The sequence below is a fragment of the Paraburkholderia ribeironis genome (assembly GCF_900019265.1).
Lineage (GTDB): Bacteria > Pseudomonadota > Gammaproteobacteria > Burkholderiales > Burkholderiaceae > Paraburkholderia > Paraburkholderia ribeironis.
Genome location: NZ_CYGX02000035.1, coordinates 21605 through 34833, shown reverse-complemented (window position 1 = coordinate 34833; position 13229 = coordinate 21605). Strand labels below are relative to the sequence as shown.

Annotated in this window: 13 protein-coding genes; 7 read left to right on the top strand and 6 right to left on the bottom strand. The window is 64.4% G+C overall.

Translation table 11 applies throughout. From position 1 onward, the window contains the following. Positions 1-27: 27 nt before the first annotated feature. The 4 genes from BN2475_RS16915 to BN2475_RS16900 all read right to left on the bottom strand — a co-directional run bounded on the left by BN2475_RS16915 (position 28) and on the right by BN2475_RS16900 (position 3423). Positions 28-1248 carry a porin gene (locus BN2475_RS16915; RefSeq protein ID WP_094780652.1) on the bottom strand — a complete coding sequence of 407 codons (1221 nt, stop codon included), beginning with the start codon at positions 1246-1248 and terminating at the stop codon, positions 28-30. Between the two features lie 37 nt (positions 1249-1285). Further along, positions 1286-1810: a hypothetical protein gene (locus tag BN2475_RS16910; RefSeq protein ID WP_094780651.1), complete on the bottom strand. Its 525-nt coding sequence runs from the start codon at positions 1808-1810 to the stop codon at positions 1286-1288. A gap of 408 nt (positions 1811-2218) precedes the next feature. Beyond that, positions 2219-2578 (bottom strand): protocatechuate 3,4-dioxygenase, encoded by a 360-nt coding sequence (locus tag BN2475_RS16905; RefSeq protein WP_094780650.1) that lies wholly within the window; start codon positions 2576-2578, stop codon positions 2219-2221. After that, on the bottom strand, positions 2575-3423 hold the full coding sequence (locus BN2475_RS16900; protein ID WP_094780649.1) for a gallate dioxygenase: 849 nt from the start codon (positions 3421-3423) through the stop codon (positions 2575-2577). The genes BN2475_RS16905 and BN2475_RS16900 overlap by 4 nt, the downstream gene beginning before the upstream one ends. Before the next feature lie 389 nt (positions 3424-3812). Between BN2475_RS16900 and BN2475_RS16895 the strand changes: the two genes are divergently transcribed. Next, a complete protein-coding gene (locus tag BN2475_RS16895) occupies positions 3813-4514 on the top strand; it encodes a GntR family transcriptional regulator (RefSeq protein ID WP_094780668.1) in 702 nt (233 codons plus the stop codon). Between the two features lie 41 nt (positions 4515-4555). Then, the gene (locus BN2475_RS16890) at positions 4556-5833 is read left to right on the top strand and encodes a LysR substrate-binding domain-containing protein (RefSeq protein ID WP_174641968.1); all 1278 of its coding nucleotides are present in this window, start codon (positions 4556-4558) and stop codon (positions 5831-5833) included. Positions 5834-5849: 16 nt separating this feature from the next. Here the strand turns inward: BN2475_RS16890 and BN2475_RS16885 are convergent, their stop codons facing one another. Beyond that, positions 5850-6740 carry an NAD(P)-dependent oxidoreductase gene (locus tag BN2475_RS16885; RefSeq protein WP_094780666.1) on the bottom strand — a complete coding sequence of 297 codons (891 nt, stop codon included), beginning with the start codon at positions 6738-6740 and terminating at the stop codon, positions 5850-5852. Between the two features lie 342 nt (positions 6741-7082). Here BN2475_RS16885 and BN2475_RS16880 point away from each other — a divergent pair, with 342 nt between their 5' ends. Together BN2475_RS16880 and BN2475_RS16875 are read left to right on the top strand one after the other, a co-directional pair. After that, positions 7083-7751, top strand: a complete 669-nt coding sequence (locus BN2475_RS16880; RefSeq protein ID WP_094780648.1) for an O-methyltransferase — start codon at positions 7083-7085, stop codon at positions 7749-7751. Between the two features lie 252 nt (positions 7752-8003). Beyond that, positions 8004-8600, top strand: coding sequence for a putative pterin-binding protein (locus tag BN2475_RS16875; RefSeq protein WP_094780647.1), 597 nt, complete (start codon positions 8004-8006; stop codon positions 8598-8600). Positions 8601-8636: 36 nt separating this feature from the next. Here BN2475_RS16875 and BN2475_RS16870 read toward each other — a convergent pair whose 3' ends face one another. Next, positions 8637-10787: a tetratricopeptide repeat protein gene (locus tag BN2475_RS16870; protein ID WP_094780646.1), complete on the bottom strand. Its 2151-nt coding sequence runs from the start codon at positions 10785-10787 to the stop codon at positions 8637-8639. 199 nt (positions 10788-10986) lie between these two features. Between BN2475_RS16870 and BN2475_RS36350 the strand changes: the two genes are divergently transcribed. Genes BN2475_RS36350 through BN2475_RS16855 form a run of 3 tightly spaced genes read left to right on the top strand, consistent with a single transcriptional unit; the run spans position 10987 to position 13202 of the window. Further along, complete coding sequence (locus BN2475_RS36350) at positions 10987-11226, top strand: hypothetical protein (RefSeq protein ID WP_342744619.1); 240 nt, start codon at positions 10987-10989, stop codon at positions 11224-11226. Between the two features lie 18 nt (positions 11227-11244). Beyond that, complete coding sequence (locus tag BN2475_RS16860) at positions 11245-12036, top strand: DeoR/GlpR family DNA-binding transcription regulator (RefSeq protein ID WP_094780644.1); 792 nt, start codon at positions 11245-11247, stop codon at positions 12034-12036. Beyond that, positions 12036-13202 carry an MFS transporter gene (locus BN2475_RS16855; protein WP_094780643.1) on the top strand — a complete coding sequence of 389 codons (1167 nt, stop codon included), beginning with the start codon at positions 12036-12038 and terminating at the stop codon, positions 13200-13202. Before BN2475_RS16860 ends, BN2475_RS16855 begins: the two co-directional genes overlap by 1 nt. Positions 13203-13229 lie beyond the last annotated feature (27 nt).

Here is a 13229-nt window from a genome sequence, read left to right as displayed (position 1 = left end):
TTCCCCAACAACTAAACCATCATCCAATCAGAACCGGTGGATGATCCCCACGCCCACCGCGAACTGGCTGCCCGACGAAGACGGCGTGGTGTTGTAACCGTCGCCCAGCGTCGCCGTGGCATCGATGATCTGCCCGGCGCCGTTGGTGCCCAGCGTCTTGCCCTTCGCCTTCTGGTACGCCTGCAGCGCATACAGGCCAGTACGCTTGGACAGCGCGTAGTACTCGCCCAGATTGAACTGATGGTACTGCGCGTTCTCGTCGATACCATTCGCAAGCGTTGCGCGCGTGTAGCTGTAGCCCGCGCCGATATCCCACGCGACGGCCGGCTTCCAGTGCACCACGAAGCCGCCGGTGTTGAAGATCGCGGTGTCGTGGAACTTCGAACCCGTGCCCGGGATGTACTGCACGTTCGAGTACGTCGCCGTGATATCCCACGCGCTATTGAACGTGTAGCCGCCACCCACCGCGAAACGCTGTTGCGCCTGCGCGGTCTGATAGCCGTTGGTCAGCGCCGACACGCCAATCTGCGCGCCACCGTTCGTGGTGGTCGAATCCGCGCCCCACGCGCCGCCGCCGAGGGTCGAGTTGTTGATCCGCGAGAAGCCGACCGCGAAGCCGACCGGACCCAGCGCATACTGCGCGCCGGTCGTCCACGTCGAGCCCCGGTTGAAGCTGCCCGCCACGCCGCCCAGCGAATACGAGCCGCTGACTGTCAGACCAGCCAGTTTCGGCGAGGTGTACTCCAGCGTGTTGTTCGTGCGGTAGATCGTGTCGAGGCCGTCGATATCGCCAGGGTGCGCGCCGTAGTAGCCAGTGAGCCAGGTCGTCGGGCTATAGGGCGAGAGCATCTGGTAATACGACCCGTATTGACGGCCCGCCGTCAATGTACCGAACGTCGAGTTGGTCACGCCGACCCACGCCTGCCGACCAAACATCGCATTGGTGAATTGCGCCGCGCCATTCGCCGAGTTGAAACCGGATTCGAGCTGGAAAATCGCCTTCGTGCCACCACCCAGGTCTTCCCCGCCCTTCAGGCCAAAGCGGCTGCCTGCCCACACGCCGGGGGTCATCTTGACCGCCGATTTGCCGCCGCTGGTGGCGCCGAGCGACGCCTGATTGTTCGTGTACGACAAGCCGTTATCGACGATACCGTACAAGGTCACGCTGCTTTGCGCAAAGGCTGGCACGGTGGCCGCCATCGCTGCGCCGACCAGCACCGCGTCGACTCGTCTGATACTTTTCTTCATTTCTTTGGATCTCCAGGGTTTACGTCTCGTTGAAATACTAGTTGGCACTGCGTAGCAATCGCTTGACTGTCAAAGCCAGTGGTACCGTGAAAAAGATGTGCGACATGAACCCGCCGATGATCACGGCCGGATCGTAATAGTTCGGATGGTTGTCCGACGCGATCATGATCGCCACGTGCATCACGATCCACGCCACTACTGCGTAGAACAACGCCACCAGCGTCGCTTCGTAGCCGCGCCGGCGAAAGAACGGCCAGATCGCCGCGAAGAGCACGCCCCATGCCGTCGCGAACACGAAGTGAATACCGGTGCCGACCACATACGCCCAGATGCCGAGCGACTCCTGCACTTCTTTGCCGAATACGAGACCGGTCGCATTGCGCGGAATGCCCGCGAGCGGCATCAGATGCTGCGCGCCGACCCACACGAGCGCCTCGTAAATCCAGATGATCACCGCGCCGATCAGCCCGCCGATCACGCCCGCACGCAACGTCGCCTTGCAGCCCGTCGATCGCACTCCCCCGCCGAGGTCCGTTCCGCTCACACCGAAATTGCCACTCATCTCCACTCTCCTCCAAAGTTGCTTCACACAAGGGATACCGTCCGCGGCAGCAGACCGCGCGGGTTTCGCGCGATACCACCTGGCACGGCTTCAGTCTTTCAGGGTTCAGCTTTCAGGTTTCAGCCACCAGGCTGTTCATCAGGCACAGCGCGACGCGTTGAATCGGCGTCCGGCCGGGCGTGAATGGCGGAATATGGAGCGGAGCACGGGCCGCCGCCAGGGCGGCACTGGCACGCGTTAATCGACGCATCGAGCGACGCGTTAAGCGCCGCATTGACATCAACCGGGTCCACAAGCTTCATGCAGGTCTCCGAGAAAATAGTTTCCCGCCCCGGACTTACGTCGAATCCAGGGTCTTCGTAGTCTTCAGTTAAAGCGGGCTGGACGCGCCAGCAACGCCGAGCGCCGTTACACCGCTTCAGGCACCTTGCGCGTCTTCAGAAACGCTTCGAGCGTTTCGCCGCGCATGCTCGCGTACATGCCAAGGTTCGTGATCTTCACCACGCGAGCAAATTTTTCGAGCACGAAGAAGCACACGCCATAGCGAATCATGCCGATCCAGTCGGTGTTGTCGACCAGCGCGCGTTCTTCTGCCGTGAGGTTGGACGCGTCGTATGCGGCGTTGCGGTCTTCCAGCCACAGCGCGCGAGCCGGCGCTTCGCGCATCTGCCAGAAGAAGCGGTTCAGGCGCATCGCTTTCATGCTCTGGCGAATATCGAACGGATACGTGCCGGTCAGTTCTTCGACGCCGATCAGTTGCGGATTCATTGCGCCACCTCGTCTTCGTAGATCGTCACGGCCATCGCGGTGCTGGTCGCAAGGTAGTAGCTGCGATGCAGTTCGCAGACCTTCGGACCCAGCGCGCCGCGCATCGCGAGCCACATGATCGTCTCGACGCTTTCCGCGCCGCCCAGGCGCACGTAGTCCACATGCTTCATCGCCGCCAGTCGTTGTGGGTCATTGACGATCAGGTCGAGAAACTCCATGTCCCACTCGGTGTTGTTAAAGCCGCTGCGTTCGCCATGCACCTGGTGAGACAGACCGCCCGTGCCGACCACCACAACGTCCAGATCCTCTTCGTACGATTCGATCGCCCGGCGCAGCGCCTGGCCGAGCCGGTAGCAACGATTCGCGGTGGGCAGCGGATACTGCAACACGTTGACTTCCAGCGGCACGAGCGAAACCGGCCAGCCGTGGTCGTCGTGCGGCAGCATCAGCGACAGCGGCGAATTGCAGCCGTGATCGAGCGGACGGTCCTGGAAGATCGTCAGATCGAACTCGTCGGCGACCATCTGCTCGGCGATGTGGATCGCGAGGTCAGGATGGCCGGCGATGCCCGGCAACGGACGCTTGCCCGCGCCTTCATCGGCGAAATCGTGACTGGCCGACACGCCCAGCGCGAAGGTCGGGTAGCAATCGAAGAAGAAGCTATTGGCGTGATCGTTGTAGAACATCACCATCACGTCGGGCTTGCGGTCCGCGAGCCATTGCGCAACCGGCTCGTAGCCTTTGAACATCGGCGCCCACGCGGGATCGTTCTGCTTGCCCTTGTCGTACGCCAACCCGATAGTGGGCACATGCGAGGTGCCGATCCCACCAATGATCCTTGCCATATTCCTTGCCTTCCGTTACTTCATGCTGCGCGCCAATCGGATAGGCCGCGGTTACCCGGCACGTAGCCAGCGCGACCATCTTGGGATACAAAGATAGAAATTGTGCCGGCTGACAGAAAGTGCGGGTAAACCACAGTCGGCCACGGGATAATGCGGCGAGACGGCGACGCCCGCATACGTGCCGGGCGCCGGATACCGCTGCAACCCGCATGGCGCATGGCTTCGTTGGTATCCCGCGCCGCGCCGGCACGCTTTGGCCGGCCCACTCGCCCGTCTGCATGCGATAAACAAAACAGATGGCGAGGAAAACAAGTCGCAAGCTGATTTGCACGCGTGGTGCGGCGCTGCGCGCATGGCTATACTTGCGTGCTTCGGACGAGCAGAAAACCATGAACGAGACGACCCAGCAGGCAATTGTTCAAACCTTGCGCGAGAAGATCCTGGCCGGTGAGTTGTCGCCCGGTCAGCGTCTCGTGGAGGCGCAACTCGCGCAGTGGCTCGGCGTATCGCGCACGCCGCTGCGTTACGCGTTGAGCGTGTTGTCGTCGGAGGGCTTGCTGGACCGCTCGGGTTCACGCGGCTACGTGGTGCGCCGCTTCAGCGTGCGCGACGTGCTCGACGCCATCGACGTGCGCGGCGTGCTCGAAGGTCTGGCGGCCCGCTCGGTGGCCGAACGTGGTGTCGATGCCGCGCTCGCGGCCTCGCTCGACGCTTTGCTGCTCGAAGGCGACGAGATCTTCAACCAGCGGCATCTGAAGCCGGGCGACGACGTGCGCTACGCGCAGATGAACGGACGCTTTCATGCGCTCATCGTCGATGCGGCGCAGAACATGGCGGTAGCGGCCACGCTGAGCCTGAACGACAAGATCCCGTTCGTGTCGCCATTCACGATCGCGTTCGACGAAGCCGCCCGCGAGCGCCAGTTCATGATGCTGATGTACGCGCACCGCCAGCATCATGCGATCGTCGATGCACTGAAGAATGGCGAAGGCGCACGCGTCGATGCCTTGATGAAGGAACACACGCATATCTCGAAGGCAAGCCTGAATCTCTCGCTGCCTTCGTTGCACCTGATCGCGGGCGCCGCATGACGAACGAAGCCACCTCCCCGCTCGGCGATTCAACGCCAGCGATGCCAGCGTCAGTCAAGGCGCCGTCGTCCGTGACCAGCAAAGACCTGCTCAACCTCGCGCAATTGCGTGCGTTTCGCCTCGTCGCCGACATGGGCAGCGCGACACGCGCCGCGGCCGCGCTGTTTCGCGCGCAGTCGGCGGTCACGCGATCGGTGCAGGAACTGGAGGCGGCGCTGGGCGAACCGCTGTTCGATCGCGGCCCATCGGGCATGCTGCCGACGCCGGTCGGGCGTGCCGTGCTGCATCGTTGCGAGCGGATTTTCGCCGAACTGGAAGAACTCGCGCAATGGTGCGCCGCGCGCCAGGCACGCCGCCGGCCCGCGGCGGAAGGCGCATTGCCGGCCTATCTGCTCAACACGCGGCGGCTGCAGCTATTCGCGGCACTCGCGCGGCACCGGCATATGCCGAGTGCGGCGAAGACCTTCGGCATCAGCCAGCCCGCGGTGAGCACTGCGATCCGCGTGCTGGAAAGCGGCTCGGGCCTGAGTCTTTTTCATCGCAGCCCACGCGGCATTCTGCTCACCACCGAAGGCGAAACGTTTCTGCTACATGTACGCCGCGCGCTGAACGAGTTGCGGCACGTGCCCGACGATATCGCGGCATTGCACGGCAAGATCCAGGGCCTCGTGACGGTCGGTGCCTTGCCGCTCGGGCGCACGCTGATCCTGCCGAGAGCCATCGCGCGGATGACCTCGGAGAATCCGGGCGTGCGGGTCGTCACCGACGAAAGCTCGTATGAAACGCTGGTGGCGGGTCTGCGCGCGGGCGACGTCGACTTCATTCTCGGCGCGCTGCGCGACAACGACGCCGCGAGCGGCCTGAAGAACGAGCGGCTGATGTCGGAAGACATGGTGGTGCTGGTGCGCCACGATCATCCGCTGACTCGCGTGCGCGAGCTGAACATCATGGGCTTGCGTGACGCGCAATGGATCCTGCCGCGTACCAACTCGCCGGCGCGCGGGTTGTTCGAAGCGCAATTCAAACGGATGAAAGTCAAGCCACCGCAGCCCACGGTCGAGACCGCCGATCTTGCGGTGATCCGCGGCCTGCTGCTCGGCACCGATATGGCGGCCGCGCTGTCGGCGCAGCAGTTGCACCACGAGGTGCAGTCCGGGCAGCTCGTGGTGCTCGACCTGCAGTTGCACAACACCCGGCGCGATATCGGCCTGACGCTGCGCGCGGCGGGCACACCGTCGCCGGCCGCGCGTGCGTTGATCGATGCGATCCGCCTCTCGGTGGTTGACGTGGCCCGCACGGTCAGCATCGGCGCGAGCTAGCGGCCGCGCACGCTCGTCACGTTTGCTTTGGCAGACCGTCGAAGAACGCGCGCCAGTCGAACGGCGTGGGCAGCGTACCGTAGTCGATGCCGCCCGCCTGCATCTCATCGGCGATGCCGTCTTGCAGACGCGCGCACGCTTCGCTCATCAACGGCGCGATGCCAGCCTGCTGCAGCGTCTGCGCGACCTCGCGCATTTCGGCCGCGCGCCGGCGCCCATGCTCGGCGACGCGGCTGACCAGATAGCCGGGCACGTCGGTAGCGTCGCGCATCTTGCCGAAGGTTTCCGCCAGCGAGGCCAGCACGATCGATTCCGCGTCGTAGTGGCGCGCGGCGCGCAGACATTCGACGGTCAACGCCTCGATGCCCTTGATCATCACGCTGCGGCACATCTTCGCCGCCGACGCCACGCCGACTTTCTCCGCCACTGCTCGCGCATTGAAGCCCAACGCGTTGAGCAATGGCGCGATGCGCGCGGCGTCGACGCCACCCAGCAGCATCGGCACGGCAAGACCGTAAGGCGGCACGGGCGCCATCACCGCCGCTTCGATGTAACGCGCGCCGGCGCCCTCGATGCAAGCCTGCGCGTACTGCTTGGTGGATGGTGCAACCGAGTTGATGTCGAGGTACACCTGCTCGGGCAGGATGCAGCGCGCGACCGCTTGCGCGACCTCGATATCGGCATCGGCAGTCACGGCCGAGACGACGATCTGCGCGCCATCGAGTGCGCTTTGCAGCGTATCGGCCACGCGCACACCGGCGGCATGCGCCTTGTCGCGAAGCAGGTCGTTGCGCAAGTCGAACATCGACACCCGCACGCCTTGCGCGGCCAGGCCCGCACCGAGTATCCCGCCAGCCTCGCCGAAACCGACGAACGCCACGCATCCAATGCTTGTCAGACCGTTCATCGCGGCACCTCCGATGAGGAACGCGGTATGCGCAGCGCGCTGTCGAAGCGCTGCTGCGTCGTGCATGAGATCAGGTTATCAGCCATGTTCAACTCACCCGTTTTCGCTATAGGTCAGCCTCCATTGTAAGATCCGAAAGGATTCGGTGAGCACTTGAAGCAATATGTAATCCCATCGATTCTGTTTATCGGTGGCGCACAATACAGGGTTCTCCATAGCTTGCGGGTAACGTTCAGATCAGTCCTTTTATCTTTGCGAACCTGCGCGACTTAACGATGCTCTTCGCACTTTTCTGCTACAACATAAAGCCCTTCCGTATCGACACGTGAACAAGGTGAGACGATGAATCAGGAACAGTGGAACGCGATGGACGAATTGCTGGCGAGCCGGCTGCTGACACCGGACGCCGCGCTCGATGCCGCACTGGAGGCAAGCGCCGCAGCCGGTCTGCCGCCGATCAACGTGGCGCCGAATCAGGGCAAGCTGCTGCACCTGCTGGCGAAACTGCGCGGCGCGCGCCGCATCCTCGAAGTCGGCACGCTGGGTGCCTATAGCACGATCTGGCTCGCACGCGCTCTGCCAGCGGACGGCCGCCTCATTTCGCTCGAAGCGAATCCGGACCACGCCAAAGTGGCGCGGGCCAACATCGAGCGCGCCGGGCTGTCGGGCATCGTCTCGATCGTCATCGGCGCCGCCGCGCAAACCCTCGAAAGGTTCGTCACGGATGGCGTCGAGCCGTTCGACATGATTTTTCTCGACGCCGACAAGAAGAGCTATCCGGACTATCTGCGGCTATCGCTGCAACTGAGCCTGCCAGGCACCGTGATCGTCGCCGACAACGTGATTCGTCGCGGCCAGATCGCCGATCTGGCCAGCACAGACCCCGACGTCGTGGGCCTGCATGAGTTCTTCAGACTGCTCGCCGCTAATCCCCGGCTCGACTCCACCGCGATTCAGACCGTGGGCTCGAAAGGATGGGATGGCTTTTCGATGTCGATCGTATCGGCTTAGCGCGGGCGAGAGGCGACCTGCACGACTTCGTCATCGAACTGAGCGAAGGCGCGCGTTTGGACCGGTAGCGCTGCATAGGCTGCATAGGCTGCATAGGCTGCATACGTTGCATACGCCAGCGAAGACAGGCACCCCCCCGCCGTACATAAAGAAGCGCGGCCGCGCCGCAAACGGCGGCAATTCCCGGACAATGGAAGGCGCTTCGGTCCGGCCAACCGCGCCGCCCTTCAATCACGCAGGGAGCACACGCCAATGAACAAACGCCAATTCCTGAGCAGCGCAGCGGTATTGAGCGCGGCGGCCGCGCCCGCGTTCGGCGCGGGGCCCGTGCGCCACGCAAACTGCGCGCCCGCGCCGGTGGTCCTGACGATCTCCGGCGCGATCGGCCGCCATAATCGCGGCGCGCTCGATCCCGCATTCGACCAGTTGCTGGCAAAGCATCAGGTGAAGTTCTCCGAAGCGTATGGTGTCGATCTGTCTTTGCTCGCCGGCATGACGGCGGTGACGATCACGCCCACCATCGAATACGATTCGCGCCAGCACAGTTTCAGCGGACCGTTGCTCACCGACGTGCTCGATCACGTCGGTGCATCGAACGCGGGCGGCACGCAAATCCTGCTGCACGCGGTCGACGGTTATGCGGTGATGACGACGCTCGACAAGGTGCGTGCGTATCGCTTCATCGTGGCCACGCAGATGGACGGCAAGCCGCTGCCGCTCGGTGGCGTTGGGCCGCTGTGGGCGATCTTCGATGCGGACCATATCCCCGAGTTGTCGGCCAAACCGCTCAAAGACCGTTTCGAACTATCTCCGTGGGGGCTGTACCATCTGCAGGTGATCGCAGCGTAGCGGCGCGGCACGGCGGCTCTAGCCACGCGAACGCGATCAGCGCGCTTGTCCACACACCTCGACGCCGAACCGCTCTGCGCACGCCTGCCTCACCCGCTCCACCGAACTCGACCAGTCCTCGTCCGGTGCGCGGCGGAACAGGCGCAGCGTGTGCGGATACCACGGCGAATCGTTGCGCTCGTGCATCCAGCGCCAGTCGATGTCTTTTGCCGGCAGCATCACCCAGCAAGCTTTGCCGAGCGATGCGGCCAGATGCGCGATCGACGTATCCACGCAAATCACCAGATCGAGTTGCGCGATGATCGCCGCGCTGTCCGCGAAGTCCGTCACCCTCGACCCGAGGTCGAGCAACGGCTGACCCGCGGGCGGCTGACGCGCCTCGTCCTCGCCCTGGCCTTTTTGCAGACTCACGAAACTCAGACCCGGCACGCTCCAGAGCGGGGCCAGCGTGGCGAGCGAAGGGATCGAGCGATTCGCGTCGTTATGGTGTTTCGCATTGCCCTTCCAGACCACGCCGATCCTGCGGCCCGGCGGCAGCGCATCCAGCACCGGCCGCCATTGCTCGACCAGCGCCGGTTCGAGCGCGAGCCGCGCGGTGCGCGGAATCGTATCGATGCTCGTGCGCAGATGCAGTGGCGCACTCAGCAGACTCGTCCAGCAATCGTAATCGGACATGCGCGCGAGCGCGGCATCGTGATCGAACACGACATCGACGCCGTCGACACACGCCATCAGCCGATGCAACACCGGCGCGCACGCGAACGCGATTTGCGCGGCCCCCTGCGCTTTCAGCAACGTCAAATAGCGGCCGAACTGCAGCATGTCGCCAAGGCCGTCTTCCTGCCAGACCAGCAGCGACTTGCCGGCGAGCGAGTCGCCCGACCATTGCGGACAACTAAGCATCTCGCGAGTCTTGCGATGGATGAAACCGGGCTGCTGATAGCGGCATTCGTACAGCGCCCAGCCTTCATCGAAACGGCCCATGCCAAGCAGCAGCACGGCCAGGCCGAAGCGCGCATCGCCATAGTCGGCACGTAACGCGAGCGCCTGACGGTACGCGCTTTCTGCCTGCGGTAACTGCATGAGTTGCGCCAACGCGGCGCCGAGGTTGTAGTGCGCCTCCGCCATGTCGGGGCACACGTCGAGCGCCTGTCGAAAGGCGTTGATCGCTGCGGGCAAGCGGTCAAGCAGACGGAGCACGCAGCCAAGATTGTTGTGCGCGTGCGCGAGGCCGGGATGGCAGCGAATCGCTTCGCGATAAGCGTGCTCGGCTTCGGCGAAACGCTCGAGTTTGAACAGCGCGATGCCGAGGTTGTAATGCGCCTCGGCATAGTCGGGACGACAGGCCAGCGCTTCGCGGTGAGCCGCCTCCGCTTCAGGCAGACGTTCGAGGTCCACCAGCACGGCACCGAGATTCAGATGCGCCTCCGCATAAGCAGGCCGGATGGCCAGCGCGAGCCGGCACGCCAGTTCGGCTTCGGCCAGTCGGTGCGCCGCCTTCAGCACGCCGCCCAGGTTGTTGAGCGCCTCCGGATACTGCGGCCGAATGGTCAGTGCTTCGCGAAATGCCGTGTCGGCCTCGGCGTGGCGGCCGAGCTCGACCAGCACGCTGCCGAGGTTGTTGTGCACCTCGGCGTGCTGGTGCAGTCCACGCAGCGCCGCGCGAAAAGCCGCTTCGGCTTCGCGCGGACGACCCAGATCGCGCAACACGATGCCGTGGTTGTAGTGGGCCTCGGCATGATCGGGGCGCAGCGCCACCGCCGCACGACACGCCGCCTCCGCTTCCTCACGGTAGCCGAGCTCGTAGAGCACGCTGCCCAGATGATGATGGGCATCGGCGTGCTCCGGCCGCAGCGAGATCAGTTGACGATACATCGCCTTCGCGGCGGACAGGCGTCCTAGCGACTTGAACAGCGCGCCGAGGCTGCCATACACCTCGGCATAGTCGGGCTTGACCTGCAGACACCTGCGCCAGTGATGTTCCGCCTCAGCCATGTCGCGCAACGCGAACGAACAGGCGCCGGCAATGTTCAACGCGTCGGCGCGCGTCCCGTTCGGCAGCGTCGAATCGTCGAGCATCGGCATGACCGTCGACAACGCCTGCGCGAACTGTCCGGTCGAACACAACGCGACGGCCTGCTGGTTGAGGTCGGCGGCCGAAGGGTGAAGCATCTGCGTGGGCGTCATGAGTCGTGTGGGTGGTGTCGGCGGTGTTGCGGGGTGTCCAAGGCGTTCAGACGTAGTCCTTGCACGGTGCAGGTTACGGGATTCGGCGCGACCACAGCGCGGAGAAGTGAGCGCGTTTTAGCCGTCTGATCTGCCGATATAGCTTGCATCACGTAAGGCGCAGCGATGCTGGAATCGCCGCGCTCTTATGCCGGCCACCATGACGCTGCGCACCCGCAACCGCATGAGCGCATGGCTTGACCTGTTTGCCATGTGGCTCGTCGTGTTCGCGCGGCTCGTCAATCAAATGTTGAAGTCGTGTCAGGCGCACGAACCCATTGCAGCGCTCTGCTCGGCCGTCCATGTACATCGATCAATACAGCGGCACGGTGCTGAAAGACAGGTTGCATTGCAGGAACGTTTACGATACATTTTGCTCGTTTATGATCGTTTTGATTGACACGGACAAGGTGCACAGATGCAGCGAACGCGAGAAGAAGCGATGAATGGGCTGCTGCCCGAGCAGCGCGAACAGGTGATTCTGGAGCGGCTGCGCACGCACGGGCGCGTGCTGGCGGCGGCTCTTGCCGCCGAACTCCAGACTTCGGAGCACACGGTACGCCGTCATTTGCGCGACCTCGCCGATCAAGGGCATTGCAAGCGCGTGTACGGCGGCGCCCTGCTGATTTCGCCCGCCAACAAACCCGCCGCGCTCCGCATGAACGAAGCCGTGGATCGCAAGGCTTGCCTCGCGGGCGCGGCGGTGTCGATCGTCCGCCCGAAGCAGATCATTCTGCTCGACGCCGGCTCGACCAACGTCGCCATCGCGGCGGCGCTGCCTGATAACGCGGACTTGACGGTCGTGACCAATTCGCCCGAGGCAGGCACGCGCCTGCTGAATCGTCCGGGGTTCGACGTGATACTCGTCGGCGGGCGCATCGCACGCGGCGCAGCGGGCTCGCTCGGCGCGACCGCGTTGCTGCAAATCCAGCAGATCCGCGCCGACCTGTGCTTTCTCGGCGCATGCGCGCTCGACCCAGACGAAGGTATCGCCGCGTTCGACGCCGAGGACGCGGAACTCAAACGGGCAATGGTCAAGGCGAGCAGCCGGATCGCCATCGCGCTGACCTCCGAGAAGCTGATGACCGCCGCGCCTTTCGCGGTTGCGCCGACTGCAGCGGTCGATTATCTGTTCGTCGAAGCCGACGTGCCGGCCGCACGAGTCGCGAGTCTCGAAGCGGTCTGCGATAACGTTGTGGTGGCGCGCTGATGACGTCACTCGCCACCTCGCACGTCAAGCCGCTCAACGAGCGCATCGCGACCCTCGGCGTGTTTCTCGCCAACGGCTTCGGGATCGGCGCATGGGCCGTCGAAGTGCCGCGCATCAAGGAAAGCCTCGCGCTCAGCGACACGTCGCTCGGCATCGCCTTGTTCGCGTTCGCACTCGGCGCCATCGTCGCGATGCCGCTGGCCGGGCAACTGGCGCCACGCCTGGGCAGCGGCCGCGCGACCGCGCTGCTCGGCGCGGCGTTCGTCGTGATGCTGCCGCTGCCCGCGTTGGCGCCCGGCATGGCCGCGCTGTGCGTCGTCCTGTTCGCGCTCGGCGCGGCAAACGGCGCACTCGACGTGTCGATGAACGGGCATGCCAGCGCGATCGAAGCGCGATGGCACGCGCCGATCATGTCGTCGTTTCACGCCGCCTGGAGCGCGGGCGGCCTGCTCGGTGCCGCGACCGGCGCGATGCTGCAGAGAAGCGGCATCAGCGTGATCGGCGGCTTGCTGATACCGGACATGTTCATCGGAGTCCTGATCATCTTCGCCACGGTACTGGCCTTGCGCGATCTCGGCCCGCGCGCAGCCGCCACTTCCAGCGCGTTCTCATGGCCCAGCGCCGGCGTGATGAAACTGGCACTGCTCGCGTTTCTCTGCATGCTGGTGGAAGGCGCAGTGGCCGACTGGAGCGCCGTGTATTTGCGCGCGACATTGAATCAGGAAGCGAGCGTCGCCGCGATCGGCTATTCGGCGTTTGCGTTCTCGATGGCCGCCTGTCGCATCGTCGGCGATGTGTCGGTGCGCCGGTTCGGCTCGAGCCGCGTGGTCGCGCTCGGTGGTCTGATCGCGGTAGCCGGGCTCGCACTGGTGCTGAGCTTGCCGACCGTGCTCACCGCGTGCGTGGGCTTCGCGATGGTCGGCGTCGGCCTCGCGAATATCGTTCCCGTGATCTTCAGCGCGGCGGGCCGTTCAACCGTCACGCCGGCGATTGGTGTGTCGATGGCGGCCACCGCGGGCTATGCCGGCTTTCTCGTCGGACCGCCGTTGATCGGCCTGGGCGCGGGCCTGCTCGGCTTGCGCATGGCGCTGTGCGTACTCGTGATGGCGGCGTTGATCGTCTGCGTGGTCGGCGGCCAGGCTGTGCGCAGCGTGCGGCTTGCATAGCGGCACGTGTGAGTCCGTCGATGCGCG

Coding starts and splice junctions, on each gene's coding strand:
- BN2475_RS16915 (WP_094780652.1), bottom strand. CDS start 1,248: ATGAAGAAAAGTATCAGACGAGTCGACGCGGTGCTGGTCGGCGCAGCG.
- BN2475_RS16910 (WP_094780651.1), bottom strand. CDS start 1,810: ATGAGTGGCAATTTCGGTGTGAGCGGAACGGACCTCGGCGGGGGAGTG.
- BN2475_RS16905 (WP_094780650.1), bottom strand. CDS start 2,578: ATGAATCCGCAACTGATCGGCGTCGAAGAACTGACCGGCACGTATCCG.
- BN2475_RS16900 (WP_094780649.1), bottom strand. CDS start 3,423: ATGGCAAGGATCATTGGTGGGATCGGCACCTCGCATGTGCCCACTATC.
- BN2475_RS16895 (WP_094780668.1), top strand. CDS start 3,813: ATGAACGAGACGACCCAGCAGGCAATTGTTCAAACCTTGCGCGAGAAG.
- BN2475_RS16890 (WP_174641968.1), top strand. CDS start 4,556: ATGCCAGCGTCAGTCAAGGCGCCGTCGTCCGTGACCAGCAAAGACCTG.
- BN2475_RS16885 (WP_094780666.1), bottom strand. CDS start 6,740: ATGAACGGTCTGACAAGCATTGGATGCGTGGCGTTCGTCGGTTTCGGC.
- BN2475_RS16880 (WP_094780648.1), top strand. CDS start 7,083: ATGAATCAGGAACAGTGGAACGCGATGGACGAATTGCTGGCGAGCCGG.
- BN2475_RS16875 (WP_094780647.1), top strand. CDS start 8,004: ATGAACAAACGCCAATTCCTGAGCAGCGCAGCGGTATTGAGCGCGGCG.
- BN2475_RS16870 (WP_094780646.1), bottom strand. CDS start 10,787: ATGACGCCCACGCAGATGCTTCACCCTTCGGCCGCCGACCTCAACCAG.
- BN2475_RS36350 (WP_342744619.1), top strand. CDS start 10,987: ATGACGCTGCGCACCCGCAACCGCATGAGCGCATGGCTTGACCTGTTT.
- BN2475_RS16860 (WP_094780644.1), top strand. CDS start 11,245: ATGCAGCGAACGCGAGAAGAAGCGATGAATGGGCTGCTGCCCGAGCAG.
- BN2475_RS16855 (WP_094780643.1), top strand. CDS start 12,036: ATGACGTCACTCGCCACCTCGCACGTCAAGCCGCTCAACGAGCGCATC.